This is a genomic window from Geodermatophilus sp. SYSU D00779 (assembly GCF_054050595.1).
The window spans coordinates 83,385-108,766 of record NZ_JBJGZQ010000019.1 but is presented as its reverse complement, the minus strand read 5'-3'; the positions used below and the strand labels follow the sequence as shown (position 1 = coordinate 108,766).

The following is a 25,382-nucleotide window of genomic DNA, read 5'->3' as shown; positions in this document are numbered from 1 at the left end:
CACCCGAGGACCCCGCGCCATACACCTCAACGGGCTCGCCCGCGCCAGTGTGTAACGACGTCGCCGGACGGCTCCCGCATTCTCATCCCCAAGCGCGGCGATCCAAGATCGCCAACCGATACACCTCTTGCACCGCCGGACCAGGGCGTTCGAGGGCAGCGCACAAGGGAGCCATGACCGACCACCGTCTGGTCGCGACCGCCCAGTCCGGGGACCGAGTAGGCGACCCGACATCCCACCGATAACGCATCCCGTCGTTGCTGTGCCAGACCGCCGGGCAGCACACCGCGGCACCGCGGGACGTCAGGCGTCCCCTGGCGACCTCGCGACAGTCGCCGTCGCGCCGGCGGTAGTGAATGTGACGGGTTCTGGGCCTGGAGTGGCCGGCAGGCGACCGCTGCATCGGGGTCGCGTCGGCTGAGGCGCACGGACGAGAACCCCCGTCCGGTCGTACTGGAGAAGTTCGCCGGTCGAACTGGAGGTCGTGTTTCTACGGTCCGCGGCCGTGATGTCGCTGCACAAGCTGACCGCGGGTCGACGGTGGTGATGTGCACGACCAGGTCGATCGCCGACGCGCACGACCGGTAGGCGTGCTCCGGGGTGACCGCGGCGCGGCCGCGCATGCACAGGTTCGCCAGCCGCTCGAAGGCGTGGTGCGCCGAGCGAGCGTGCAGCGTGCAGGCCGAGCCGCCCTCCCCGGCCTCCATCACCTCGATCAGCGGCCAGGCCTCCTCGCCGCGCACCTCCCCCAGCCACACCCGGGACACGTTCATCACCAGCGCCTGCTCGACCAGCTCGGTGAGCGTCACCTCGCCCAGGCGGCGGCCGTCCGGGCCGCGCTCGCCGGTGCCCTCCCGCGCCTCGAACGGCACCACCCGGGGGTGCCGGTCGGGCAGCTCGTGCAGCAGCAGCTCGAAGTGCTTCTCGATCGTGGCCAGGTTCTCGCTCACCGGCAGCTCGTTGGCCAGCGCGCGCAGCAGCAGCGTCTTGCCCGCGCCCTGCCCGCCGGTGACCACGATGTTCTTGCGCGCCCGCACCGCCGCCCGCAGGAACTCCGCCAGCGGCCGGTCGACCGCCCGCAAGCCGACCAGGTCGTCGAGGTCGACGTTGCGGATCCGGTGCCGCCGGATCACCAGCTGCGGGCGCGGCACCGTCTCAATCACCGCCGCCAGCCGCGACCCGTCCGGCAGCCGCATGGTGAGCAGCGGGCTGGCCGTGGTTAGCGTCCGCTCGGCGCGGCCCAGCCGGGCGGCGATGTGCTGCAGCTGCCGCACCAGGTCCTCGTCGGAGTCGGCGATCGGGTCCACCCGGACGTCGCGGCCGTCGGCGTAGCCCACCCAGACGTTGTCGTGCCCGTGCGCCTCGATGTTCTCCACGGCCGGGTCGTCCACGTAGGGCTGCAGCCGGCCCAGGCCGAACTGGGCGGCGAACACCGCCTCGGCGATCGCGACCTCGTCGGCCGGCGTGGGCACCGACTGGCCGGCGCGCATCCGCTGGCGCACCAGCTCGTCGATGCCATCCTGGACGAGGGTGCGGGCCAGCTCCTGCTGCGCCGCGGCCGTCAGCCCGGGGCGGCGTTTGAGCTCCTCGGCCAGCGCCGTCGCCGTCGCCTCGTGCAGCCGGCGCACCAGCGCCCAGTCCACCGATGCCGGTGACGCCTCGAGTCGAGGCACAGCTCCGGCGCCGAGGAGCTCGGTGAGGTCAGCGGACACTGCTCCCCCCGACCGTGGTCACCGACGCATGCGCCGGCGGTGGCATCAGCCGGGATTCGTGCGCCGTAGCGGACTCGATCAACCGGGGCGCGACCGTCCGGGCGGCTCGCAGTAGCGCCGACTGGGCGAACAGCCGGCCGGCCGGCGCGCCGTCGCTGAGCACGGCCGCCGCCTTGGGATCCCGCGGCAGCGAGCCGACGACCGGAACGCCGAGCGCCTCGCCGATCTCCTGCTCGCCGTACGGCTCGCCCGGCCCGATCACCAGCGTCGCCAGCATGCCCGCGCGGCCGTCCCGCTCCCGGAGTGCGGCGATCGCCCGCGTGGCCGCTCGGACGGCGCGCAGCGTGGAACCGGTGACCAGCACCACGGCGGCACCCCGCTGGACGACGGCGGCCGGAAAGTGCTCGGCGTGCAGCCGCCCGCAGTCGGCGACCACGTCGATCGCGCCGTCCTCCACCGCCGCCAACGCGGCGGCCAGGCGATCCCAGTCCACGTGGCGGGCGCTGGCGGGGTCGGCCAGGCCGAGCAGCAGCCGCGCCCGGCCCGCGGGGTCGAGCCGCAGCAGCTGGCCGTCCAGGTGCCGGGCGAACTCACCCCGCCGCGCCGCAAGCTCCAGGTCGGCCAGCCCGCCGGCGGACGACTCGCCCCGGCCGTATCCGGCCAGCACGTCCCCGCCGGCCGGGTCCAGCTCGGCCAGGAGCACCGGCCGCGGCCAGGACAGCGCCAGCGCCAGCGCGCTGGTGGTTACCCCGGGTGCGCCCTTCGCCGAGCACAGCGCCATCAACACCGCAGCCGCCCGCGCCTACCCGCCGGCCACCACGACGATGGCGACCAGGCCCGCGGCGGCGCGGGCGGCCACGTCCGGCCCGTCGGCCGCGTCGACGAGCACGTCGACCACTCGCAGCCCGTCGGTTCCCGGTGGACCGCTCTGCACCACGGTCGCCGCCACCGCGCTCGGGGCTCTCCCCTCGGTCGGGGCTGCAGCGCTGCCGGCGGTCACGGGCACCAGGAGGACGTCGTCGCCCGGTCGCAGCGCGGTCGTCGGCAGCTGCACCGCCGACACCCCCACGCCGACCAGCTGCTGGCCGGCAGCCGGAAGGCGCTGGTCGGTCAGCGCGTCGCGGGTGAGCAGCGAACCCGGAGTCAGGGTGGTCGCCGCGACCAGACCGATCACCTGATCGCGGTCGCCGTACGGAATGGGCTGCAACGCCGGATCGGCCGAAATCCTCGCCTCCACCAGGTCGGCGGCGGTGAGGGTCTGCCCCCAGGGCACCTCGCGCCCGATCGCGATCACCGGGGACGTCCGCCCCAGCGACGTCGCCAGATAGGCCGCGCCGAGCGCACCGAGGACCACCATGGCCACGGCCAGCGCCAGCAGGGCCGGACGACGGCGGCGACGCGGCGGCGGCAGCACCGGCGCCCGGGACAGTCCGTTGACCGCCGCGGACGCGGACGGTGCGCGGGTCTTCGACGGCTGAGTGGCAGTCATCGGCTGCTCCCGTCCTGATTGAGGACGTGCAGCTCACCGACGAACAGCTCGGCCGACGACGACAGCTCCAGCGTCTCGGTGCCCGACAGCCCCCCGCCGGACCACGTGACCGTCCACGTACTCGTCGCGGTGATCGGCCACGGGCCCCCACCGGGTACATGCCGGCTCGATGCCTCCGCGTAGACGTGGCCGCAGTCCGGGGACTCTCCTCCGGCGCCCGGCGGGTACGGCGTCCCGGCGTCGCAGATCACCGTGGTGCCGTCCCCCATGTCCCAGACGATGCGGCTCACCTCGCCCACGGCGGTGACCGTGACACCACCGGCCGACACCGACTGCCGGGCCGGCCCGAGGAACTCCTCCCCGCGCTCGGTCCACATCCACACCGGCAGACCCACCAGCCCACTGGTCGAGCCCGGCGGCGGCGCCATCCGGATCTCCGGGGCCCGCATGACCAGCGACGAGATCGCCTGCTCCGCCAGAACGCGCGGATCCACGGGCGGCCCCGCGGGCGGGGCGGAGCCGTTCGGTACAAACACGAGCATCGTGGTGAGGCCCGGCCCGTCCCCCCGTCGACAGACCTTGGCGTACATCGCTCCGTCGGCCGGGGACTGTCCCTGCCACAGGGCGCTCGTCGGTGCCGGCTGCGGCTGCGCCACCGTGTACGTGCACGGGTTCTGGGGCGAGGCGTCTCCGCCAGTCGGCTGTCCCCCACCCGGGCTGACATCGCCGGCTACGGACGCGGCGTCCGCATCCTGACCCGGTGAGGTCGCCTCGACCAGGCAGATGCCGGTTTGCGCGTCCTGCTTGGCGCAGTCGACGGGTGGGGCCGCCATGGCGTTGTTCAGGCCACCGGAGACGGCGAGCATCGCGGCCGCCAGCAAGGCCATGCGGGACACCCTCAGCATGGTTGATCCGTCAACGGGTCAAGCTGGTTGACCAGCCACGGGGATCCGGGTTCGGCCTCGTAGCGGGTCACGGTGATGTCCCAGACGTACCGCGGCGGAGTCCCCGGTGGCACGACCTCGCCGGTCTCCACCTTCACCACCCGCGTGCTGCGGCTGTCGTAGCAGCCCCTGATCCTCACGGTCGGCCCCTCGACAGACGCCAGGTCGACGGTCGTGACGTCCAGGTCGACCGCGGTGTCGCCTTCCTGGCGGAGGCCGATCGTCGCGTAATCCCGTACTGCCGTGACGGCGAGCAGAGCGGCGGGGTCGCCGGCGAATCGCCGGATCTCCGGTTCCCAGTTCCTGGCGCCTGGGTCCTTCTTGGCCGCGTCGGTCACGCGCAGCATCTCGGTGACAACCGCGGTGGCGGCTTCTGCCGCCTCGTCTCCGGGGGTCGGCGCACTGCTCGTTGCAGGAGCAGTTGTCGAAGTCCGCGACGATGACGTCGTCGCGCTCGGCGACGAGCCCTCCGGACTGGCCTCACCCTCGGCGCAGCTGGCGAGGGACAGCAGTGCGAGGAGTACGCCAGCCGTCCACCGCCGCCCGGTCATCGTGAGTGCCCTCGCCGGGCCCGCAGGCCAGCCTCCGGCACGAGGACGACCGCCACCGGTCGGTGTACGAGCCTGGAGACCGCGCCGGCCGACGTCACGCTTGACGCAGTCGTGCGGGCCATGGACACCTCCCCGGGCAGCAGTGGGGCGGGAAATTACCACCGAAGTCGGCCGTGGAGGCAAGCCCTTCCTCCAGTAACTCTCCTGTTCAGCCGCCGAAGGACGCCAAGGCCGCGTGGTCGCTGCGGGATCGGCGGACGGCGGCCTCCACCCGAGGGACGTCCACGCCGAGGACCTCGGCGACGGCGGCGATCAGCTTGCCGGAGGGATCCGCGCCAGGGCGGCCGTCCTCCAGTCGCACGTACGTCATGACGGACAAGCCAGGAGCGGTCACCTCGTTCGTGGCGCGTCCGGCTATCAGGCGAAGAGCCGCCAAGGGCGGGTCGTCGGGATCGACATCGAGCAGATGCAACGGATCAACGCCCAGCGCGGCCGCGAGCCGCGGTACGAAGCGAGGCCGTGGACGCTCGAGCCCCGTCTCCCAGACCCGGATGCGCGCCGGGCTCGAGAGCTCCAGTTTCGCGGCCAGTTCTTCCCGGGTGAGACCCATGGCCTCGCGGGCGGCCTGCAGGCGGTCGCCTCGAAGCAGCGGCCGCGCCACGGCAGCCCCCCATCACCCGTTCGGTGGACACCCGTTCGTGGCGCTGAACCCTAGCGCCTGCCGAGCGCCGCAACCCACAACGCCTCTTTCCCGACGTGACCAGGCTGCGCAACGGGGCCTAGCTGAGCGCAACCGGAGGATGTGTGTCAGCCGTGGTCGGGGCGTGGCACCGGAGTGCTGCCCGCCGTCCGCACGGCTCTCGTCCACTGGAGGAGTTCTGCAGGGATCACGACACGATGCGCAGTTCCTCCGCACGGGACTGGAGATGAACTGGAGGACGGCGTGCTGGACGACGCCGGCATCCACGACACGGCTGTCGAGAGCGCCTGAGTCGTCACGGCGAACCACCGAGCCGAGGTCCCAGAGACTGCAGGAATACCGGATCCGTCCGCCCAGACTCCCGGTCATGAGACCTGCAGCCCAGCTCCGGCCGCGGCGTCCTCCATGCCGGCCGAGGTGCAGCCCGGTCGTCGGCACAGGTCGCCGCCACCTCGGACTCCGGGGAGGCCCGGTCCTCAACCGGCGGGTCGGCTCGTGATGTCCGGGACGTCCTCGGAACAGGTAGCGCTGAACGAACGGCACGATCCGCTGCTGACCGTCGCCGAGGCCGGGGACTACCTGGGAACCGGAGAACGGTTCATCCGCCGGCTGATCGCTCAACGGCGGATCGCCTACGTCAAGCTCGGCAAGTACGTCAGGCTGCAGCGCTCAACCCTCGACGAGTTCATTGAGGCCGGACGTGTCGCAAGCGAGGGATAGCCCAGCTCGCGGCGCGCGGACAGGGACCTGAGCGCAGGCCCCGTCGAGGCCGAGGCCCGCCTCTCCCCTTCCGTCACACGCACGTCCCCCAGAAGAAGTCAAGCCCTCCGCCGAGATCGGTGGACGGCGACGAGTCGATCAACGCCGCCGCCATCAACCCTGCCGGCAGCGGCGCAACCTCAGATCCACAGGAGGACACGGGAGGTCTTCATGGGTCGGCGGGGCTGGGGCACGGTCCGCAGGCTGCCCTCCGGGCGCTACCAAGCCCGCTACCAGGACGGCTCAGGCAGGCAGGTCTCGGCACCGCACACGTTCGCGACCAAGGCCGACGGCGACCGATGGCTCGCCAAGGCGCAGACCGAGATGGACTCGGGCCGCTGGATCGACCCGAAGGCGGGCCAGGAGACGCTCCAGGTCTATGCCGAGCGCTGGGTGGAGACCCGCCTCGTCGGAGGCCGGCCGCTGGCCCCCCGCACGGCGGAGCTCTACCGGGCACAGCTCAAGAACCACATCCTCCCGGCCCTGGGATCGACACCACTGCGCCAGCTCGAGGCGTCCGCCGTCCGGGCCTGGTACGGCAAGCTCAGCGGCCCCAGCGGGCCGGGCCAGGTCACGGCGGCCAAGTGCTACCGGCTGCTGCGTGCCATCTGCACCACGGCCGTGGACGACAACCTCATCGCCCGGAACCCGTGCTCCATCCGTGGGGCGGGGCAGGAACGTCCCAGCGAGCGACCGATGTTCACACTCGCCCAGGTCCAGGCGCTGGTCGAGGCCGTCAAGGATCGCTGGCGAGCACTGATCCTCCTGGCCGCCTGGACGGGCCTCCGCCTCGGTGAGCTGTCGGCGCTGCGCCGGGAACACCTCGACCTGGAGACAGGCACCGTGACCGTGAAGAGCGCCGTCGTCGACGTGATCGGACAGGGACGTTCCTACGGTCCGCCGAAGTCGGCCGCCGGCCGCCGGACCGTGGCGATCCCACCGCACATCATCGGCGACCTGGAGCACCACCTCGCGATGTACGCCCAGCCCGGTCCGCAGGGACTGGTCTTCGTGGGGCCGAAGGGCGGACCGATCCGGCGCAACAACTTCTCCTCACGCGTGTGGGCTCCAGCAGCGGAGGCGGCCGGACTCCCGGCTGGCTCTCACCTGCACGACCTCCGCGGCTGGGGCGCCACCATCGCCGCCCGGCATGGCGCCACCACGAAGGAGCTGATGCACCGGCTCGGGCACGCCTCCCCCGCCGCGGCGCTGCGCTACCAGCGCGCCGAACAGGAAAGAGATGCCGCTCTCGCCGCCGCCATGAGTGCGGCGCTGCGGCGATCGGAAGGTTCGACCTCGGTCTGACCAGGCAGAGAGCAGGGCAAACACCGCCCTGCGAGGCCTGCTTGCGACATGCGGGTTCGAGCCCCGTCATTCACCCCACGCAGGGAGGCCCTGGTCAGTGCGCTGACCAGGGCCTTTCCCGTTCCCCGGCCCGGGTTGGGGCAAGATCACGCTTGTTGCCCCGGGAACCGCGGAAGTTCCACGACGGTCCTATCCCCTCAGTGGCCGCCGCTTCTGTATCTGCCCACCAGGGCCGGCCAGTCGGGGTGCAGGCCCGGTCGTCCACGCCCCCGCTACGGGGACCCTGGCGGTCGCCCACATGGCGGGGAACGACTTGCAACGCGCCATCTGGCGATGTCGGCGGTGTCCCAGAGGACGGCCTGTAGGACACCCGGCTCATCAGCACTGGCATGATGGAGTCACCGCCTCGAGCATCCGGTGCGGATAGCCCGATGAGCCGCGGCGGTCTGCCGTCCAGGGTCCGCAACTGGGCCGCCCCCGGCGTGAAGGAACCCCGTGACTCCCTGCGCCGCCTCCGCCTGCCCGCTGACCGTCCTCTCCTGGCGGCTCGGCGCTGTGCCGCTGACCGACCTCTGGTGGCGCTACACCGTTCTGGGCGGACACCAGCCCCACTCCGCACTGGCCGCCTACCTGGTCGACGCCGCCGCTTGGCCGGCCGCCGAGCACAACGTCCTCGCTCAGACGCTCAACGAGAACCTGTGGGATTTGGGCCTTCCCAGTCTGGCTCCGCTCCGCGAACTCCAGGAGGCCCTGCGGAGAACCGCACCAGAGACCGGCCACGGCCGGCGGGCCGGAGCCAGCCTGCTACCCGCGACGCCGGCGCCTCCGGCGTTGCCGCTCGGACAGCCGACTGCAGGGCCGTCGTCGCTGCCGGCGGTAGCGGTCGCGGAAGGAGGAGATGTGGAAGACGACCTCGCGGCCAGAACAGCCGCGTTGTGGCACCGAGCTCGGGCCGCCCGCCTGGCGGCCGAGCGGGCGCACCAGCAGGCCGAACGAACGCGCAGCCTGTCGCGCACGAACCGCGAGCTAACGCGCCTACGCCGCCACCGCACTGCGTAGCGGCAAGAACAGCTCAGCACCCACGTGCTGCCCTACCTGCGGTGTCCGCAGGAGCTGGGGGGGTAGCTCACCAGGACGGTCGCGCGGGATCCCGGGGTCCTGGGTGACCCAGCCCCGGTGGTCCTAACCTGCGGCCACCGGGTCGCCTCTGACCCGTCAGCTCTGCCGACCCGGGATCTCCCCGGTCTCCACCAGCCGCCGGGCCACCTCCCGCAGCTTGGTGTTGCTCTCCTGCGACAGCCGGCTGAGCACCCCGAACGCCTGGTCCGGCGTGAGCCTCAGCCGCTCCATGAGGATGCCCTGGGCCATCCCGATCAGGTTGCGGGTGACCATCCCCGACCGCAGGTGCTCCTCGGTCTGGGCACTGCGCAGCGCGACCGCGGCCTGCGCGGCGAACGCCAGCCCCTCGCCGCGGGTCTCCTCGTCGAAGGCGTTCGGCTCCGGCGAGTACAGGTTGAGCGCGCCGAGGCTGTTCTCCTCCGCGTCGGTGAACAGCTGCAGCGACAGGCTGCTGCGGATGCCGGTCTCCTCGGCGACCGCCCGCGTCCAGCGGGGATACGCTCCTCGGCGGTCATGTCGTCGATCTGAAAGGTCTCGTGGTCCCAGATCGCGTCCAGGCACGGCCCTTCCTCGAGCTCGTACTGCAGCCGGTCGGCCCGCCCGGCCCGGTCGTCGGTGACCGCCGGGGTCTCCACCTCGCGGCGCTGCTTCACCAGCGACACGCTGGCCCACACCTCCCCGTCGAGGTTATGCGCGGCGGCCTCGACCACCCGCTGCAGCGTGGCCTGCATGTCCGGTTCGCTGACCAGCTCGCGGGCGATCCCGGCCAGCCGCTCGTTGAAATCCGACATCTCGGACATCCACCGCTCCTCCGCACCGTCAGCGGCCCCGCGGCCTGGACGACCCGGGGACGAACCCCTACCCCGACCGGGTCCTGCTCCATGCCGTCGGTCACCGGTATCCGTCCGGGCGGCGACATCTGACCGACGCTGAGACCGCCGCGGGGCGGCATCCGGGCGGTGCACCGCCGGGCACGGTCCCGGTCATGCTCACAACGGCGTGGTGCCCCCCGCAGCCGCCGGAGCGCCATCCGCGATGACGGTGACCCGGCAGCCGATCACCTCGGCGGCCGCGCTTGCGAACTGCTTCAGCGTCCCATAGCCGGGATCGGCGGCGGGTAGCGCGACGACGACGGAGCGGGCGGTGACCTTCACCGGCGCAGGCCGATGGTGGCCCAGCTGTCGAGCATGTCGGCGGTGGGCGGCTTCGGCGCGTCCGGCTCGGCGGAGTACCGGTCGCCGGCCGCGACCCGCTTCGCCTGACGCTCCGTCATGAGCTCCGGCAGCATCTGGCCGATCGCCAGGATGTCGGCGCAGGTGAACCACACCCCGCGCTGCTGGACCCCGTCGGGGTTGCCGCTGCGCTCGTGCGGGATGCACCGGGCGGTGACCCACCTCTTCACCCAGGTCTCCTTGACAGGATCTGCGCCACCTCGGCCCGGTCGTAGCGGCGGATGGCGGCGAGCTGCTCGTTGATCACCCTCGGACCTGTCCGACAGCCGGCACCGCGGGCAATCACCGCCGGGGCTCAGATGCCCCGGCGGCGTCGGGACGGCCGGCCCGAGCTCCGCTGCGGTCGCTGCTGGTGCCCAGGCGCTGGGGGGCGGATTGGGGCCGGGATGGGTGACCGATCGCCGGCGGCGTCGTTGACCTCGAGCAGCCAGCCGGTACCGGCGGCGGCGACCGTGACGTGCACCGGCGGACGGCCGTGCCGCAGCCCGTTGGAGGCCAGCTCCTCGAAGACCAGCAGCACCGTCTCGACGGCGTCGGCGTCGGCCGCGATGGCCAGCGGGCCGACGCGCAGCGCGGTGTGCAGCTGCCGGCGCATCGCGGTGAGCTCGGCCGCGGTGCGCGGCGCTCGGCTCCACATTGGGCCCGGGACGACGTCCCGGCGGTGGCAGCTGCTCCCACTGTGCACTCATGGCCTCCTTCCAGGGGCTGGCTGCCCTGTCCGCAGCCGGGCCGCGGCCGAGACGCCGCTGCGCCGCCCCCTGGAATTGGCCGGTCCCGTCTGCTTCGGTTCCGTGACTCGGCCGTACCCCTCGACAGCGGCGTCCACGCGTCGCGTCCGGGGTGGTGGCGACGCCGCTCGCCCGGAGGATGCTGTGGCTGTGGGCGCGGCCGGTGGGGAGGACCGGGCCCGGCGTGCCTTCGTGCGCGCAGTGGCGCGCGAACGGGACGCGATCGAGCTTCATGACCGTGCCGCGGACCTGCACGAGGCGCTGGCCGCTCGACTGGAGAAGGCCGCCGGCGCGGAGAGCGATCCCCGCGGGGTCGGGTTGAGGCAGCGGGCGGCGGTGGAGCGGGCCCTGGCCGCCGACGCGCGCCGGCGGGCCGCGGACGTGCGGCACCGACTGCGCGCCGAAGGCGTCGACTTCGACGCGGCCATCGAGCACACCGGCGCAGCGACCAACAGTGGTGACAGCAGCAGCGCTCGGCCCAGCGGCGCGTGAGGGCGCCGGGCCGGCCACCCGGCTTCTGCCCGGCAACTACCGCGGCTGAGCACGCACACCGGCGCGACGGTCGAGGCCGCGCGGAGCAGAGCCGATCGTGTGTTGGATGGCAGGGAACGTGGCGGCGACCGTGCACCCCACTGCTACGCATTCTCTGCCACATGGCCGCGACGGCGGCCGGCGACCTCAACGCTCGGTCAGGAATCCGCCCGTGGAGACAGCGAGCTCGGGGTCAACGTGAGCGTTCCGCCCGTGCACGAGCAGGCTGAGGTGAGCGACCGGGTGGAGCGAAGCCGACGGGCGTTCGACCGCGCCGTGCGGCGGGAGCGGGACCTTGTCGGTGGGTCTTGCGGCCGGGCGGGATAGCGCCGTCGCTGCAGGGTAGGGCTGGCTCATGCCGGAGCCGCCGCGCCTGCCCGACGAGATGCTCCTGCGCTACACCGACGTGCCGGAGGGACGCATCCGCACCCGCGTGCTGGGCCGGCGGCAGCCGGAGTCCCTCCCGGTCGTCGTCGTCCAGGGGATGGCGGTCTCCGACTACCTGCTCCCCGCGTGCGCGGCGCTCGGCTCGTGGACCGAGGTGCACCTGTTCGACGTCCCCGGCTTCGGCGGCAGCGGCCGGCCGACGCGGCGGCTCGACGTCCGGGGCTACGGCGAGGCGCTGGTGCACTGGCTCGAGGCCGCCGGTCTGGACCGGGCCGTCGTGGTCGGGCACTCCAGCGGCACGCAGGTGGCCGCGTGGGCCGGGGTGCTCGCGCCGGGCCGCGTTGCGGCCGTGGGCCTGGCCAGCCCGACGATCGACCCGATCGCCCGGCCGCTGCCGAAGCTGGTCTACCGCTGGCGCCTGGACGCCCGTTCACCGTCGCCCGGCCTCGAGGAGAACCACGTGCCCGAGTGGAAACGCGCCGGCATCGCCGGCGCGGCCCACCTCGTCCGGGTCCACCTCGCGGACCGGATCGAGGAGCAGGTCGGCCGCCTCCGGATGCCCGTGCTGATCATCCGCGCCGCGGACGACCGGCTGACCACCGAGCGCTGGGTGCGCGAGCTCGCCGCCTCGGCCGGCGGCGACCTCGTGACGGTCTTCGGTGCGCATGCGTTCCTGTGGCTGGATCCCGAGGCCTGGTCGCCGCCGCTGCGCGAGCTGTCGGCCAAGGTTCGTTGAGATGCGCCGCCGGGACCGCCGCCTGCGTCCGCAGGAGGCGGTCGCGTCCTTCGACTCGGCCAGCGCCTTCCTCCGGGCGCTGGCCCGTGCGCTCGACGGCGGGGACTTCCCCTATCTGGGCCAGTCGCGGCTCAAGGCGCTGCCGGTGCAGGCCAGCGCGCTGCTCCCCTCGCGCCTGCGCTGCCGGGCCTACGCGATCGCCAGCGGGCGCGAGGGGGTGGCGGTCGACCGGCTCGGGGACATCGACCTCGACGAGGTCGCCGACTGGGTGATGCAGGCCTATCCGCACCGGCGCTACCCGGCGGTGCTGATCGGCTCGTCGAACGGCGCGCTGACCCACCTGGCGGCCGCCTGCGGCATCCCGTGGCTGCCGCAGACGCTGCTCGTGCCGGTGCGCCGCCGCGGGGCCGACCCGGCGGACATGGCCGCGGCGCTCGAGTTCGGCGCGCGGCACGGCCCCGCGCTGCTGGCGCCCAACCCCCGGGTCGAGCTGCACCAGATGCAGGACGCCAACCAGGATGCGCTCAGCGGCTCGCAGATGGCGTACTTCCGGGTGAAGTGGACCGGCCTGCCACCGGCGTACCAGCGCTTCCTCGACGAGCGGCTCCAGCCGGGAGCTCCGGTCGTCGTCGTCCGGGACACCTCGACCTGGCCGGTCACCCGCGTCGGAGAGCGGCAGGTGTTCCAGGTGGGGGCGCAGGGCGGGATGACCCCCGAGGAGTACCTCGACGCACCGGGCGTTCCCGCACCCGACGGGACCGCCGCCGAGGCCGAGTGGGGGTTCGCCGAGCCACTGCTCGACGGGCTGCGCGACGCGGCGCGCCGCACCGGCCACCGGGTGGTCGAGGTCCGGTACGGCCATCCGCAGCACCCCGCCGCCGCCGTCGCCGATGTCCTCCGGTCGTGGACGCGACGCCGCGGCGGCGCGGCGCAGCGGCTGCTGGTGAGCTCGTTCGTCGTCCACGACCCGTGGCGGACGATCACGACGGGGTCCGTGCCGTTCTGGACCTTCTTCCCGGTCCAGTCGGCCGCCCGCGACCTGTCCGACTACCTGGCGTCGACGTCGTACGACGACGTCGACGTCCTGCTGTTCAGCCACGGGGTCGAATCCCGCGGCCTCGCCGACGCCGACACCTGGCAGCGCATCGCCGAGCGGGCCCGCCGCCGCGGCCGGCTGCTGGGTGTCGACCCGCGGGCGTTCCCGGCCGACTTCGCCGTCTTCGCGCGGTACACCTCCGCCCTCCGGTCCCTGCCGGACGGCGGGCTGCCGTGGTGGCCTCTGGCCGTCGACGACGCCTTGGCCGGCCTCCGCGGCACGGAGCAGCTGTCCGTCGTGGGTGGCTGACCCACGACCCGCGGCGCTTGAAGTGCCCCGCTATCCCCGGACGGGGTCGGTCAGTGGGGCAGGGTGATCATGCTGCGCGGGTGAGCTGCTGTGGACGCCAGCCGGTCTCGTGGTCGGCGGCGCTGAGGCAGCCGAGCGAACCGCCCCGTCGAGTCCGAAGACTCTGGGGACCAGCGCAGGACCGCACAGGCCCTGCCGCTCTCCCACGCGGCCTGCCCGGTGAGCCGTTCCGCACGGGGAACGCAACCGGGACCCGTGTTGCCGGAGCCGCGGCCGGCCGGATCGCCGGGCTGATCGCGCAGATGGTCGGTCAGGGCGGCTTTCCATGCGAGACGAAGGGTGAGCTGACGGTCGTGCGGGAAGCAGGAGCGGCCGACGACGGCCCTGGCACGGGGCTGCGGCGACGAGTGCGGCCGCCACGCCGACATGCACGAGCACTGCCGCGTGTGCGCTGACGCCTGCCGCCGCTGTGAGCGGGCCTGCCCCGGCCCGTTCGCCGTGGTCTCCGCCACCGGCAGGCTCAGCGCAGGCGGACCGGGCCTGCGTCGATGAGCGTGCGGAACAGCACGTAGGGCTTGCGCCGCTGGTCCTCTCCCCCGCGGTACTTGTCCTGCCGGTAGAGCTGGTTGGCGGTGACGTAGAGGTAGCCGTCGGCGGCCACGCTCATGGTGTCCGGCCACAGCAGCCGGGGATCGTGGACGAGGGTCTCCCAGCTGCCGTCGGGCAGCCGCCGGTGGATCGCGTCGTGCTCGCCGTCGGTGACGTAGAGCCGGCCGGCGTCGTCGGTCTCGAGGCCGTCGCTGACGCAGCCCTTGTCGCCCTCGTCGCGGACGGTGGCGGCGACCGCGTCGTCGTCGGCCGAGCGGTCGGCCAGCGCGTCGACCGACACGCTCCACCAGCGGCGTCCGGCCAGCGGGCAGTAGAACAGCCGGCTGCCGTCTGCCGAGATGGCGATGCCGTCCGCGCCCATCCGGACCGGGGAGGTGCTGCCGTCCGGCGAGCGCTCGCAGAACTCCTGGCCCTCGACCACCATCCGCAGGTCCGGCGGCTGGGTCGCCTTCGTACTCGGGTGCTCGTGCAGCCGCCGCCAGGACTCGCCCGACGCCAGGTCGACCACGATGACCCCGTTCGGCCCCTGATCGGAGGAGTCGGTGATGAAGGCGACACCAGCCTCCCCGCGGCGGAGGTCGAACCGGACGTCGTTGAGGTACGTCGTCGGCAGCGCGACGTCGGTCGGGAACACGATGGTCTGCACGACCTCGTCGGTGGTCAGGTCGACGCACACCAGCTTCGGGCCGCCGTGCTCGGTGGGCTGGAACATCGGGCTGCCGGTGTCGAGCACCCACAGCCGGTCGGCGGGGTCCACGACGACGCTCTGCACCGACACGAAACGCTCAGGGTCGGCGTCGCTCACGTTGTCGTTCTGCTGCTGGCTGGGGAAGGCGACCTCCGCGCCTTCCCGGATCTCCCCCACCGTGAAGCCGACGTCATCGCCCCACTTCGGGTAGCAGACGAAGACCCGGCCGGTGTGCGAGACCGTCACGCCGGTGGGCATCGCGCCGGTGAAGAGGTGGACGACCTCCAGGCCGCCGATGGTCTCGTCGACGGCCGGCTGCCGGTCCCCCGTCACCGAGCGGCGCCGGCGGCGAATGGGGCCTTGCGGTGCCCGGTCGGGGAGGACAGCGCCACGTGAACTCCTCTGGAGTCGGACGACGCACGCTCGTCTGAGCGGTCGATGGCGAGCGACCTACCCTCGAGCCCTCCGGGTACACCCCCGGTGGGTGCGTGCCGCAACCTGTCGCGGGTAGAGCGCGACCATGACCGTCGACGTCGCCCCCGGGACCGTGGCCGTGTACACCGACGTGATCTGCGCGTGGTCGACCGTGTCCCTGCACCGCTTCTACACGGCACGGTCGCGGCTCGGCCTGGACGACGCCGTGCGCGTCGACCACCGGCTCTTCCTGCTCGAGGACGTGAACCACTTCGCGATCCCGATGCGCATGCTCAACGCCGAGCTGCCGGTCGTCGGACCGCTCGAACCCGACCTGGGTATCACCCCGTGGCAGGGCCAGCCGTCGGACTGGCCGGTGACCGTGCTGCTGGCGGACGAGGCCGTGCACGCGGCCAAGGCGCAGTCGCCGGTGGCGGCCGAGCAGCTCGACATGGCGCTGCGGTTGGCGTTCTTCCGCGACAGCCGGTGCATCTCGATGCTGCACGAGGTGCTCGACGTGGCCCGCGGCTGCGACGCCGTGGACGCCGACGCACTCGCCGCGGCTCTCGACGACGGCCGCGCGCGGGGCCCGATGATGGCCGACTACCGGGCGCACGCCGACGAGGTGCAGGGCAGCCCGCACTTCTTCCTCGCCGACGGGTCCGACGTGCACAACCCCGGGATCGAGATGCACCCGGCCGACGCCGGCTACCCGGTGGTCGACGCCGACGACCCCGGCGCCTACGAGGACCTGGTCCGCCGCGCCGCCGAGGCCGCGCAGGCGGGGCCTGCGCGGTCAGCGGGCGGCTCGTCGCCGACCTGGTCGTCGAGCGGCTGCGGGCCTGGGGCGTCCCGCGGGTCTTCGGCTACTCCGGCGACGGCATCAACGCCGTCATGGGCGCCCTGCGCCGCGCAGGCGACCCGGCGTTCGTGCAGGCCCGGCACGAGGAGGCCGCGGCGTTCATGGCCGTCGGGCACGCCAAGTACACCGGTGGCGTGGGCGTCGTCCTCTCCACCCAGGGGCCGGGCGCGGTGCACCTGCTCAACGGCCTCTACGACGCCAAGCTGGACGGCGTCCCCGTGGTCGCGGTCATGGGCCAACAGCAGCGCACCGTGCTGGGCGCCGAGTACCAGCAGGAGATCGACCTGCTGTCGCTGGTCAAGGACGTCGCCGCCCAGTTCGCCCAGACGGTGACCACGGCCCAGCAGGCACAGCTGGTCCTCGACCGCGCCTTCCGCACCGCGCTGGAGACCCGCTCCCCCACCGTCGTCGTCCTGCCGCACGACGTCCAGCAGCAGCCGGCCCCCGAGCCGGAGCAGGAACACGGCGTCGTCGTCACCGCGCCCACCTGGCGGCGCGGCCGGTTGCTGCCCGCCGAGGAGGACCTGCGCGCCGCGGCCGACGTCCTCAACGCGGGCCAGCGGGTGGCGCTGCTGGTCGGTCAGGGCGCCCGCGGCGCGCAGGAGGAGGTCGTGGCCGTCGCCGACCGGCTCGGCGCCGGCATCGCCACCAGCCTGCTCGGCAAGCCCTACGTCGACGAGACGCTCCCGGCCGCCGCCGGGGTGATGGGCCATCTCGGGACGACGGCCAGCGCCGCCCTGCTCGGCGGCTGCGACACCCTCCTGCTGGTCGGCACCAACGACCCGTGGACCGAGTTCTACCCCGCCCCCGGCCACGCCCGGGCCGTGCAGATCGACGTCGACGGCCGCCACCTGGGCGACCGGTACCCGATCGAGGTGGGGCTGCCCGGCGACGCCGCCGAGACCCTGCGCGCGCTGCTGCCCCTGCTCGAGGACCGCACCGGGTCGCCCTGGCGCGCGCAGGTGGAGGACGCCGTCCGCTCCTGGCACGAGCTGTCTGCCGCACGCGCCCGCACTCCGGCGACGCCGGTCAACCCCGAGGCGGTGGTGGCCGAGCTCAGCCTCCGGCTGCCGGCCGACGCGCAGGTCGCCGTCGACGTCGGCTCGGTGACCTACTGGTACGCCCGCCAGTTGCGGCTGCCCCGTAGCGTGCCCGCGCACCTGTCGAGCACGCTGGCCTCGATGGGGTGCGCGGTGCCCTACGGCCTGGCCGCGAAGCTGGCCGTACCCGACCGACCGGTGGTCGCGCTGTCCGGGGACGGCGCGATGCAGATGCTGGGCAACGCCGAGCTGGTCACGGTCGCGCACCGCTGGCGGCAGTGGGCCGACCCCCGGTTTGTCGTCTGCGTGCTGGCCAACCGCGACCTGGCCGAGGTGACCTGGGAGCAGCGGGAGATGGAGGGCGATCCCCGGTTCGACGAGAGCCAGGCGCTGCCCGACTTCCCCTACGCCGGCTACGCCGACCTGCTCGGCCTCACCGGAATCCGGGTCGAGGACCCCGCCGAGCTCGGGACGGCGTGGGACCGGGCACTTGCCGCCGACCGGCCCGTCGTCCTCGAGGTGCGCACCGACCCCGACGTCCCCCTCCTGCCGCCCTTCCCTGCCGGCGAGCAGAAGCTCACGTCCTTCCAGGACGGCCTCGACCAGGAGGGCCCGGCGGGCGAGCGCGCCCGGCACCTGCTCGACACCTACGCGGACCACGAACGGCGCACGGGTCACTGACCCGGCCGCGGACCACAGGACCGGTCACGGCGACCCGTCGACACCCGTCGAGGGTGATGGCCGAGTGCCACATCTGGAAGCCAGCGGCCCGGGCAAGAGCTCTCACCGACGCCGCGGCGGTCCGGCCGGCGCTCCTTCACGGTCGTGTGCAGCACCGAGCCCATCGGTGCCGGCCGCCGGGGCCGTAGCCGCCGCGGTCGATTCAGCGGTGATGACGGTGCACCACCGCGTGTCCCCTCCCGCGACCGATCAGCGCCCGGCCGGCCGGCGTGTCCGGGTCCACGCCGTGCCGATGGTCGGCAACGTCCCCGTGACCGGTGGGGTGGTGGTGCCCTTCCATCGCTGACGCCTTTCACCACCGCATCGTCAACCCGATGCCTGTGAGCCGAGGGCCAGGTCCCGCCGGTCCTGGCGTCCTGGCCCTGGACGGATGGCGCTGAGCAGTGCTATCCGCCGACCCCGGCAGGAGTCAGCCGAGGGAGATGATGAGGTCGCGACAGGCGGATTCGCAGCGGCGGCACGCCTCCGTGCAGACCCGGCAGTGTTCGTGCATCTCCGCCGAGCCGTGGCACGCCGCCAGCCCCACTGGGATAGTCGCCGTCGCGACGCTCCCTGCCGGGGTCGGCTTCTGGCGGCTACGGACCCGCTTCAGCCGGTCTGGCCGGTGTCGGCGTGTGCGACGCCGACCGGCTTGGACTCCGGTGAGCCGCGCTGGCGGAGGTACACCGCGAAGATCGCCATCGAGCCGACGGCGAGCATCTCCGACTGCCAGTTCTGGAAGGACCGGTTCCAGAACTCCGCCTCGGCCAGATAGCCACCGAAGCTGACCGGGTCCTGGCGCTGACCGAGCTGCTCGCTGTTGAAGGCCGCCCAGCCGACGACGGCAGAGGCCGCCCAGGTGAGCAGGAACAGCGCTCCCATGACCCAGCCGAGCGAGCGCGAGAACAGCGCCGTCCGCAAGCCACCGGCGCGGGCCCAGGCCGGGGACTCCTCGTCGGCGTGCCGGCCGAGCTCCTGCTCCTCGTCGGTCTCCGTGCCCTCCTGGCCGGGTTCCTTGGACTCGCTGGAGCCCTTCTGGACGAACCAGACAGTGGCGAAGACGTAGAGGAAGAACTGCAGGTACTCCGACTGCCAGTTCTCCATCACGTCGACCATGAACGCCGACGACGTCACGAACTCGAGGAGCGACACGGGCTCGAGGCCGTCGGCGACCTGCCGGGCGTTGAAGTCCGCCGTCCCCGCGATCGCCTGCCCGATGAGGGTGGCGAGGAATAACGCGCCGAAGACCAGGCTGAGGGCGTTGTTGCGCAGGAATCCGTAGCTGGGCTCCTTCCCGGTCACCGGCCTGCCACCCCGAGCAGGACGGCGTAGACGATGCCCAAGAGGATCACTGCCAGATAGACCCCGAAGACCGCACGCACTCCGTTCACGGACCCTCCACCTGGCAGTCGTAGGGCGCCTCACCTCGCGGCTCGCAGCCGGCCGCGGTGATCCTCCAGCCGGCGTCGGTCTCGGTCAGAAACACGGTCTCGCCGCCGAGCCGCACTTGGGCGTCGCCGTTCCACACCTCCACCGCGGTCACCTCACCGCCGGGGCAACAGCACGTCACCGATAACCTCGGCGCAGGGCGCCGACTCGTCGGACTCGAACGTCGCCAGCGTCGCCCGCGCCAGCAGGTCGCAGCGGGCCTGCGGATCGACGACCGGGTCCTCGAACGCCGCAGCCGCCGCGCCCACGTCGTCCGCCGACGCTCTGGAGCACCCGGTCAGGACGACGGCGAGAACCCCACCGCCGATGAGCAGCGCGTGCCTGCGGACGCCCCCGGTCATTCCCCTTCGCACGATTCCTCCACAGAGCTCGAGCGGCCCGGGAAGAGCCGGGAACCCCGGCAGCCACGTTGCCTCCCGGCCTGGGCGGAACCGGTGCCTTGCGCGCTACCCGGATCCGCACCGCAACGAAACGATCATCGTCCGTGCGGGCGGTGCGCATCCTGGAAGTCGGCGAAGCCGCATGCCCACAGGCGCTGTCTCCGAGATTGCTGGCGATTGCCTCGACCCGTCCCGGCAGCTCGTCGTGCGACGGCCCCATGCCCAAGGCGTCAACGCCGTCTCTCGTACAGCCGCCCACTGATGAGAGCTGCGCCCCCCGCCCATCCGCGGCGTCGACGACCACGTCGACCCGGCCGCGGTCCTCTAAGCCCGGTGCGCATCGCCGTCCGGACCCTGCTCAGTCCCTCCGCGCGCAGCGCAGGCACGGACGACGACATGGTGGCCAATGCGGGCTCCTGACAGTCGGGGACACGACTGCCGACCAGGCTTCCCGGCGCACCGCGACAGACCGCAGCCCCGCCGGTGTGGGTCGGGAAGGCCCCAGGCCGCGGACGACGGGCGTGGTCCCGGGACTGCTCAGCGGCGCGGCTCCCTCAGAGCTGCGGTCGGATCCCCGGCTCTCGAGCCAGCGTGTCGGGCTCGAGCGACCCCTCGCCGCGGACCGCGGCCTCGGCCGGACCGTGCCGGCCGGCCGGGAGGACGGTCCTCCCCCGGGCGCCCTCGAGCTCGAGGGCCACCGCCGCGTAGAGGGCCAGCACCGCAAGCGCGAGGCCGACCCAGCCGGCCGTCGTCTTCCAGCTCGCAGACCCGGTGAGCTCGTAGGCGCCGGTGACCAGGAACCGGATGCCGGCCAGCGCCATGACGGCGGCCGGGACGAGCTTGGTCGCACCGGCGGACGCGGGGACGAACATCGAGACCCCCGCGACGATCAGGAGGACCCCGAGGCCCTGGCTGGCGGTGCCGGGCGGGGAGGTCACGGTGGTGAGGCCGACGACCGCCCACGTGCCGCTGAGGACCCCCATCCCGGTGGCGGCCACCGGGTCGCGCGCCAGGAAGCCGATGACCGCCGCGGTGAGCTGCAGCGGCACGGTCGCGACCAGTGCGGTGAGGGCGGCCACCCGGCCCTCGGTGGGCGGGATCCAGCCGAGCTGGACGGTCGCGAAGACGGTCGTGGCCAGGGCCAGGGCCAGGAAGCCGAGTGGCAGCGGTGTGGCCAGCGGTCGGAGGACGACGCGGGTCGCGGTCTGCGGAGTGGTCATCGTCAACTCACCAGGGCCTGGGTCGCGGACTCCTTGAGCTTGGCGTTGGCCCAGCGCATCTGCCGCAGCGTGTCCGGATGACAGCGCTCCGCTAGCTGCAGCAGCTCGCGCTTCCGGGCGCCCTGGGCGGCCTGGGCGAGCAGCTCCCAGTCCAGTGACACCCCGGCCGCCTCGCGGTGGATGTGCCGGAGGTCTGCCAGCAACAGCAGGCCCGGCTCGGGCCGGCGCCCGAGCAGGTCCGACGTCGCCTGCTGGACCTTCTCCAGGATCCCGGGTTCCCCCTCCGGCTCGGGGTCGAGGTCCAGGCCGTAGTCGGCGCCGATGCGGGCCAGCTCGGTGACGTGCCGCTGCGACCAGCCGGCGATGTCACGGGCGACGTAGAAGACCTCGTGGTCGGCCTTGTGCCGATCCGAGGCCGCGAGCAGGGCCCGCGCCAGGTGGTTCTCCGACCGGTGCAGCTCCTCGACCGCCAGGTGCAGCCTCACCGGGCACCTCCCGGCGCCGGCTCCTCGAGCGCCTCGGCGGCGGCGCCGCCACGGGTCTCCGGTATGCCGGCGGACACCACCGGCCGGGAGCCGGTCGTGGTGGGCGCCGGGGCGGGGCCGGTGGCCTCGGCGAGCCGGGTGACCGCGGCGGCGGCGGTCTTGAAGATCGGCTGCTTGGAGCAGGCGTCCCAGTCGGTGAGCGTGAGCTCGTTGGCCGCCCGGCCGCGGTCACCGGCGGGCTCGTGGCCGCCCGGCTCGTCCCAGTAGCCGTAGTGGAAGGGCAGGAACACCACCCCGGGCCGGATGCCGCTGATCCGCAGCCGGCCGCTGACCCGGCCGCGAGGCGTGGTCACCTCGAGCAGGTCGCCCTCGGCCCAGCCGCGGTCGCCGGCATCGGAGGCCGACATCTCCACCCACACCTCGGGGGCGGCGGCCTGCAGCTGCGGCGCGCGGCCGGTCTTGGTGCGGGTGTGGAAGTGGTAGAGCGTGCGGCCGGTGATCAGCTGGAAGGGGAACTGCTCGCTGGGCAGCTCGTGCGGCGGCAGGTACTCGGCGGCCTTCAGCACCGCCTTGCCGGTGGGGTTCAGCGCCTTGTACTCGGTCTCGTCCAGGGGTGCGCCGGTGACCAGGTCGCGGCCGTAGCTCTCGCAGTAGTCCGGCTGGGCCCAGAACTGCCCGTCGACGTAGATGCGCTCGGTGCCGTCGGGATGCTCGTCGGTGCAGGGCCACTGAATGCCGCTGCCGCCGCGCAGCTTGTCGTAGGACAGGCCGGTGTAGTCGCACGGCCGCCCGCGGCTGCACTCCTTCCAGCCCTCGAACGCACCTTCGGGATCCGACCACTTGACCAGTGGGGCGCCGTCCTTGTCCTCCAGGCCGAGCCGGTGGGCGAAGTCGATGAGGATGTCCAGGTCCGGGCGGGCCTCGCCGGGTGGGTCGACGGCCTTCTCCGACAGGTGCACGGTGCGGTCGACGTTGGTGAACGTGCCGGTCTTCTCCCCCCAGGTGGCGGCCGGGAGGACGACGTCGGCCAGCTGTGCCGTCTCGGACAGGAAGAGGTCCTGGACGACGAGGAACAGCCGCTCCTGGCTGAGCAGCTCGCGGACCCGGCGCAGTTCCGGCAGGGAGACCGCCGGGTTGGTGGCGGTGACGTAGAAGAAGCGGATGGAGCCCTCTTCGATGTAGCGCAGCTGCTGCATGATGTGCGTCGGCGGCGAGTAGTGCGGGATGTCCAGCGGATCGACGTTCCACACCCGGGCCAGGTCCTGGATGTGCTGGTCGTTGGACCAGTTCCGAAACGCGGGCAGGTCGCCGTCCGCGCCGGCCTCCCGGGTGTTCTGCGCGGTGGGCTGCCCGTTCATCTGCAGCAGGCCGCACCCGGGCCGGCCGAGCATGCCGCGCAGGATGTGCACGTTGTTGACCTGCACGGCGGCCGCGGTGGCCTGGTGGGACTGGTAGAAGCCCTGCAGCACGGTGGACACCAGCCGCTGCGCGGTGCCGATGAGCCGCGCGGCCTCGCGGATCTGCTCGACGGGGACGTCGCAGACCTCCGCGGCGAGCTCGGGTGGGTAGTCGCCGACGCGCTTCGCCAGCTCCTCGAAGCCCACCGCGTGCGCCTCGACGTAGCCGGAGTCGACCCAGCCGTTGGCCACGATCTCGTGCAGCAGCGCGTTCATCAGCATCACATTCGTGCCCGGTCGCGGCGCCAGGTGCACCGTGGCCGCCCGGGCGACCGGCGTCTCCCGCGGATCGACGCAGACGATCGCCGGCGGGTTCGGGCCAGCCAGCCGGTCGAGCACCCGGCTCCACAGCACCGTCTGCGTCTCGGCCATGTTGTGCCCGTACAGGCAGATCACGTCGGCCGAGTCGAGATCGGTGTAGGACCCCGGCTGCCCGTCCGAGCCGAAGGACTCCTTCAACGCGGCCGCGGCGGTGGCCGTGCACAGCCGCGTGTTGCCGTCGACGTGGTTGGTGCCGATGCCGCCGTGCGCGATGAGCCCCAGGGTGTAGTACTCCTCGAGGAACAGCTGCCCGGTGGTGTAGAAGGCGATCGAGCTGGGGCCACGCTCGTCGAGCAGCTCACGGCACCGGCCCGCGACCGCGTCCATCGCGGTGTCCCAGTCGCACTCCACCAGCTCGCCGTCCCGCCGGATCAGCGGCCGCGTCAGCCGGTCCGGTGAGTTGTTGGCCTGCCAGCCGAACAGGTCCTTCGGCCCCAGCCGACCGTGGTTCACGCGGTCCACCGCCCGGCCGCGGACGCCGACGATCCGGCCGTCCTTGACCGCCATGTCGTAGGCGTCCCCGTTGGAGTGCAGGATCGACGCAGTCTGGACCCAGCGGTCCACGTCGTCCTCGGTCAGCCCATCGGCGAGGTAGGAGTCCACCCGCGTCGGCCAGGTCTCCCCCGGCCCGTACGGCGTCCGTGTCCCCCAGGGCTCGGCGATCCGGTCGATCCTGGGCACGGCGGTCCTCCTGCCGGACGGGTTGGGTGCCCGCCGAGTCTCACCGCCGGTCCGGCTCACCGCAGCCTGGAGTACGCGTGCTCGGGCGCGGGTCGCACCACTGCGGGACGCTCCCAGCGTGCTGACCGAAGCCCCGGGGGGGTCCTCCCGGTGAACTCCAGGAGACCCAGGCGACGCAGTGCGGTGCGTGCGATCACCGCACGGCTGCGCGGGGCTCTCTGGCCCATCCCGGTCGTCGCGGTCGTGATCGCGGTCGGCGTCGGCATCGGGCTGCCGGCGGTGGACGGACTGCTCGAGAGCCGCGGCTCAGGGCATCCCCTGACCTTCGTCTTCGGCGGCGGGCCGTCGGCGGCACGCGACCTGCTCGCAGCGATCGCCGGATCGCTCATCTCCGTGACCGGGCTGATCTTCTCGCTGACCGTCGTGGCCTTCCAGCTGGGCAGCAGCCAGTACTCACCCCGGCTGCTGCAGACCTTCGCCACCGACCGGGTCGTCCAGCTGACCCTGGCACAGCTGACGGCCACGTTCGTGTACGCGCTCACCGTCCTGCGGACCGTGCGCACCGAGAGCGCCACCGAAGGGGAGACCGCGTTCGTCCCACGTCTGTCGATCACCGTGGCCTACGTGCTGACGCTCGGCAGCGTCCTGGCCGTGGTGCTGTTCCTCGGGCACCTGGCCCGTGCCCTCCGGGTCGAGACGATGCTCCGCGACGTCCACGAGGAGGCCGGGGCCACCCTCGACCGCGAGCTGGCTGATGACCGCGAACACCCATCGCCGCCCGTCCGGCTGCCTCCCGGACCCGGGATCCCGGTCGCCTCCCCGTCCAGCGGCTTCATCGTCGACCTGGACGAGGAACGCCTGGTGTCCGCTGCGGCGGGCTCCGACGTCATGGTCCTCCTGGCCGCCCGGATCGGTGACTCCGTGGTGGCCGGGACACCTCTCGCGCACGTCTGGCCCAGGGACGGCGTCCGCGAACCCGACACAGCGGCGTTGCAGGAGGCCCTGGGCCGCTCGGTACGACTGGACTTCGAGCGCTCCCCCACTCGCGACATCGCCTACAGCCTGCGCAAGGTCGTCGACATCACCGTCCGTGCGCTGTCGCCCGGCATCAACGACCCCACGACGGCCGTGCACTCCCTCTCCCATGCCTCGGCGCTGCTCGGTGACCTCCTCTCCCGGCCGCTCGGACCGGACTGCCGCACCGACGGCGACGGGATCGTGCGCCTGATCGTGCCGCAGTGGACCCCCGACGACCTGGTCGACCTCGTCCTGGAGGAACCCCTCCACTACGCCTCGGGTCAACCGGCCGTCCTGCGCCGCATCGCCGCCCTGCTGCGGGAGGTCGCGTGGCGCGCGCCCCGGGGCGTCCTGGACCACACGCTGCGCGACCGGCTCCGTTCCGTCGTGGACCTCGCCGCGGAGTCCACCCGGATCACCGCGTCGGAGCGCCGCACCTGGAAAGAGGCGCTCGACTCCGCCCTCACCGGGGTGTGGCCCGCTGAACGACCGGGCTGACCC

At 73.0% G+C, this 25,382-nt stretch carries 26 protein-coding genes; 9 read left to right on the top strand and 17 right to left on the bottom strand.

Going from position 1 to position 25,382, the window contains the following annotated elements; all coding sequences use genetic code 11:
- Positions 1 to 26: 26 nt before the first annotated feature.
- The 6 genes from ACI79G_RS16255 to ACI79G_RS16230 form a co-directional block, all read right to left on the bottom strand.
- Entirely contained in the window at positions 27 to 1,673 is a 1,647-nt protein-coding gene (locus tag ACI79G_RS16255) for a CpaF family protein (protein ID WP_456882153.1), read from the bottom strand.
- Between the two features lie 28 nt (positions 1,674 to 1,701).
- A complete protein-coding gene (locus ACI79G_RS16250; RefSeq protein WP_456882152.1) occupies positions 1,702 to 2,493 on the bottom strand; it encodes a hypothetical protein in 792 nt (263 codons plus the stop codon).
- A 21-nt stretch (positions 2,494 to 2,514) separates the two neighbouring features.
- A complete protein-coding gene (locus ACI79G_RS16245; RefSeq protein WP_456882151.1) occupies positions 2,515 to 3,201 on the bottom strand; it encodes an SAF domain-containing protein in 687 nt (228 codons plus the stop codon).
- Entirely contained in the window at positions 3,198 to 4,088 is an 891-nt protein-coding gene (locus ACI79G_RS16240; protein ID WP_456882150.1) for an ATP/GTP-binding protein, read from the bottom strand. The genes ACI79G_RS16245 and ACI79G_RS16240 overlap by 4 nt, the downstream gene beginning before the upstream one ends.
- 11 nt (positions 4,089 to 4,099) lie before the next feature.
- Positions 4,100 to 4,483: a hypothetical protein gene (locus ACI79G_RS16235; protein WP_456882149.1), complete on the bottom strand. Its 384-nt coding sequence runs from the start codon at positions 4,481 to 4,483 to the stop codon at positions 4,100 to 4,102.
- Between the two features lie 421 nt (positions 4,484 to 4,904).
- The gene (locus ACI79G_RS16230; RefSeq protein ID WP_456882148.1) at positions 4,905 to 5,357 is read right to left on the bottom strand and encodes a helix-turn-helix domain-containing protein; all 453 of its coding nucleotides are present in this window, start codon (positions 5,355 to 5,357) and stop codon (positions 4,905 to 4,907) included.
- Positions 5,358 to 5,894: 537 nt separating this feature from the next.
- On the opposite strand from ACI79G_RS16230, the gene ACI79G_RS16225 reads away from it, so the two are divergent.
- The 3 genes from ACI79G_RS16225 to ACI79G_RS16215 all read left to right on the top strand — a co-directional run bounded on the left by ACI79G_RS16225 (position 5,895) and on the right by ACI79G_RS16215 (position 8,519).
- Positions 5,895 to 6,116, top strand: a complete 222-nt coding sequence (locus ACI79G_RS16225) for a helix-turn-helix domain-containing protein (RefSeq protein ID WP_456882147.1) — start codon at positions 5,895 to 5,897, stop codon at positions 6,114 to 6,116.
- 210 nt (positions 6,117 to 6,326) lie between these two features.
- Positions 6,327 to 7,460: a site-specific integrase gene (locus ACI79G_RS16220; RefSeq protein WP_456882146.1), complete on the top strand. Its 1,134-nt coding sequence runs from the start codon at positions 6,327 to 6,329 to the stop codon at positions 7,458 to 7,460.
- Between the two features lie 495 nt (positions 7,461 to 7,955).
- Entirely contained in the window at positions 7,956 to 8,519 is a 564-nt protein-coding gene (locus tag ACI79G_RS16215; protein WP_456882145.1) for a hypothetical protein, read from the top strand.
- Between the two features lie 156 nt (positions 8,520 to 8,675).
- On the opposite strand, the gene ACI79G_RS16210 is transcribed toward ACI79G_RS16215, so the two are convergent.
- The 4 genes from ACI79G_RS16210 to ACI79G_RS16195 all read right to left on the bottom strand — a co-directional run bounded on the left by ACI79G_RS16210 (position 8,676) and on the right by ACI79G_RS16195 (position 10,496).
- The gene (locus ACI79G_RS16210; protein WP_456882144.1) at positions 8,676 to 9,140 is read right to left on the bottom strand and encodes a GAF and ANTAR domain-containing protein; all 465 of its coding nucleotides are present in this window, start codon (positions 9,138 to 9,140) and stop codon (positions 8,676 to 8,678) included.
- Positions 9,141 to 9,568: 428 nt separating this feature from the next.
- Complete coding sequence (locus ACI79G_RS16205; protein WP_456882143.1) at positions 9,569 to 9,733, bottom strand: hypothetical protein; 165 nt, start codon at positions 9,731 to 9,733, stop codon at positions 9,569 to 9,571.
- On the bottom strand, positions 9,730 to 9,981 hold the full coding sequence (locus ACI79G_RS16200) for a hypothetical protein (protein WP_456882142.1): 252 nt from the start codon (positions 9,979 to 9,981) through the stop codon (positions 9,730 to 9,732). Before ACI79G_RS16200 ends, ACI79G_RS16205 begins: the two co-directional genes overlap by 4 nt.
- Positions 9,982 to 10,106: 125 nt before the next feature.
- The gene (locus ACI79G_RS16195) at positions 10,107 to 10,496 is read right to left on the bottom strand and encodes an ATP-binding protein (protein WP_456882141.1); all 390 of its coding nucleotides are present in this window, start codon (positions 10,494 to 10,496) and stop codon (positions 10,107 to 10,109) included.
- Positions 10,497 to 10,683: 187 nt separating this feature from the next.
- Between ACI79G_RS16195 and ACI79G_RS16190 the strand changes: the two genes are divergently transcribed.
- The 4 genes from ACI79G_RS16190 (at position 10,684) to ACI79G_RS16175 (ending at position 14,090) form a co-directional block, all read left to right on the top strand.
- Entirely contained in the window at positions 10,684 to 11,031 is a 348-nt protein-coding gene (locus ACI79G_RS16190) for a hypothetical protein (RefSeq protein WP_456882140.1), read from the top strand.
- A 394-nt stretch (positions 11,032 to 11,425) separates the two neighbouring features.
- Positions 11,426 to 12,193 (top strand): alpha/beta fold hydrolase, encoded by a 768-nt coding sequence (locus ACI79G_RS16185; protein ID WP_456882139.1) that lies wholly within the window; start codon positions 11,426 to 11,428, stop codon positions 12,191 to 12,193.
- 1 nt (position 12,194) lies between these two features.
- Positions 12,195 to 13,538, top strand: a complete 1,344-nt coding sequence (locus ACI79G_RS16180; protein WP_456882138.1) for a hypothetical protein — start codon at positions 12,195 to 12,197, stop codon at positions 13,536 to 13,538.
- A gap of 426 nt (positions 13,539 to 13,964) precedes the next feature.
- Positions 13,965 to 14,090 carry a four-helix bundle copper-binding protein gene (locus ACI79G_RS16175; RefSeq protein ID WP_456882137.1) on the top strand — a complete coding sequence of 42 codons (126 nt, stop codon included), beginning with the start codon at positions 13,965 to 13,967 and terminating at the stop codon, positions 14,088 to 14,090.
- On the opposite strand, the gene ACI79G_RS16170 is transcribed toward ACI79G_RS16175, so the two are convergent.
- Positions 14,059 to 15,168, bottom strand: a complete 1,110-nt coding sequence (locus ACI79G_RS16170) for an L-dopachrome tautomerase-related protein (RefSeq protein WP_456882136.1) — start codon at positions 15,166 to 15,168, stop codon at positions 14,059 to 14,061. The genes ACI79G_RS16175 and ACI79G_RS16170 overlap by 32 nt on opposite strands.
- Positions 15,169 to 15,273: 105 nt before the next feature.
- On the opposite strand from ACI79G_RS16170, the gene ACI79G_RS16165 reads away from it, so the two are divergent.
- Complete coding sequence (locus tag ACI79G_RS16165; protein WP_456882135.1) at positions 15,274 to 17,832, top strand: thiamine pyrophosphate-requiring protein; 2,559 nt, start codon at positions 15,274 to 15,276, stop codon at positions 17,830 to 17,832.
- Between the two features lie 648 nt (positions 17,833 to 18,480).
- On the opposite strand, the gene ACI79G_RS16160 is transcribed toward ACI79G_RS16165, so the two are convergent.
- From ACI79G_RS16160 to ACI79G_RS16135, 6 genes are all read right to left on the bottom strand, one after another.
- The gene (locus ACI79G_RS16160) at positions 18,481 to 19,173 is read right to left on the bottom strand and encodes a DUF6766 family protein (RefSeq protein WP_456882134.1); all 693 of its coding nucleotides are present in this window, start codon (positions 19,171 to 19,173) and stop codon (positions 18,481 to 18,483) included.
- Between the two features lie 85 nt (positions 19,174 to 19,258).
- On the bottom strand, positions 19,259 to 19,405 hold the full coding sequence (locus ACI79G_RS16155) for a hypothetical protein (RefSeq protein ID WP_456882133.1): 147 nt from the start codon (positions 19,403 to 19,405) through the stop codon (positions 19,259 to 19,261).
- Between the two features lie 10 nt (positions 19,406 to 19,415).
- Positions 19,416 to 19,661, bottom strand: a complete 246-nt coding sequence (locus ACI79G_RS16150) for a hypothetical protein (protein WP_456882132.1) — start codon at positions 19,659 to 19,661, stop codon at positions 19,416 to 19,418.
- 593 nt (positions 19,662 to 20,254) lie between these two features.
- On the bottom strand, positions 20,255 to 20,920 hold the full coding sequence (locus ACI79G_RS16145) for a hypothetical protein (RefSeq protein ID WP_456882131.1): 666 nt from the start codon (positions 20,918 to 20,920) through the stop codon (positions 20,255 to 20,257).
- A 2-nt stretch (positions 20,921 to 20,922) separates the two neighbouring features.
- Positions 20,923 to 21,405 carry a hypothetical protein gene (locus tag ACI79G_RS16140; protein WP_456882130.1) on the bottom strand — a complete coding sequence of 161 codons (483 nt, stop codon included), beginning with the start codon at positions 21,403 to 21,405 and terminating at the stop codon, positions 20,923 to 20,925.
- Positions 21,402 to 23,864 carry a molybdopterin oxidoreductase family protein gene (locus ACI79G_RS16135; protein ID WP_456882129.1) on the bottom strand — a complete coding sequence of 821 codons (2,463 nt, stop codon included), beginning with the start codon at positions 23,862 to 23,864 and terminating at the stop codon, positions 21,402 to 21,404. The genes ACI79G_RS16140 and ACI79G_RS16135 overlap by 4 nt, the downstream gene beginning before the upstream one ends.
- Before the next feature lie 183 nt (positions 23,865 to 24,047).
- Here ACI79G_RS16135 and ACI79G_RS16130 point away from each other — a divergent pair, with 183 nt between their 5' ends.
- Positions 24,048 to 25,379, top strand: coding sequence for a DUF2254 domain-containing protein (locus tag ACI79G_RS16130; RefSeq protein WP_456882128.1), 1,332 nt, complete (start codon positions 24,048 to 24,050; stop codon positions 25,377 to 25,379).
- The last annotated feature ends 3 nt before the right edge of the window (positions 25,380 to 25,382 follow it).

Bases quoted from the DNA above. Each gene is read 5' to 3' on its own strand.
- ACI79G_RS16250 (WP_456882152.1), bottom strand. From the start codon at position 2,493: ATGGCGCTGTGCTCGGCGAAGGGCGCACCCGGGGTAACCACCAGCGCG.
- ACI79G_RS16245 (WP_456882151.1), bottom strand. From the start codon at position 3,201: ATGACTGCCACTCAGCCGTCGAAGACCCGCGCACCGTCCGCGTCCGCG.
- ACI79G_RS16240 (WP_456882150.1), bottom strand. From the start codon at position 4,088: ATGGCCTTGCTGGCGGCCGCGATGCTCGCCGTCTCCGGTGGCCTGAAC.
- ACI79G_RS16225 (WP_456882147.1), top strand. From the start codon at position 5,895: ATGTCCGGGACGTCCTCGGAACAGGTAGCGCTGAACGAACGGCACGAT.
- ACI79G_RS16220 (WP_456882146.1), top strand. From the start codon at position 6,327: ATGGGTCGGCGGGGCTGGGGCACGGTCCGCAGGCTGCCCTCCGGGCGC.
- ACI79G_RS16185 (WP_456882139.1), top strand. From the start codon at position 11,426: ATGCCGGAGCCGCCGCGCCTGCCCGACGAGATGCTCCTGCGCTACACC.
- ACI79G_RS16180 (WP_456882138.1), top strand. From the start codon at position 12,195: ATGCGCCGCCGGGACCGCCGCCTGCGTCCGCAGGAGGCGGTCGCGTCC.
- ACI79G_RS16175 (WP_456882137.1), top strand. From the start codon at position 13,965: ATGCACGAGCACTGCCGCGTGTGCGCTGACGCCTGCCGCCGCTGTGAG.
- ACI79G_RS16165 (WP_456882135.1), top strand. From the start codon at position 15,274: ATGGCGAGCGACCTACCCTCGAGCCCTCCGGGTACACCCCCGGTGGGT.
- ACI79G_RS16150 (WP_456882132.1), bottom strand. From the start codon at position 19,661: ATGACCGGGGGCGTCCGCAGGCACGCGCTGCTCATCGGCGGTGGGGTT.
- ACI79G_RS16145 (WP_456882131.1), bottom strand. From the start codon at position 20,920: ATGACCACTCCGCAGACCGCGACCCGCGTCGTCCTCCGACCGCTGGCC.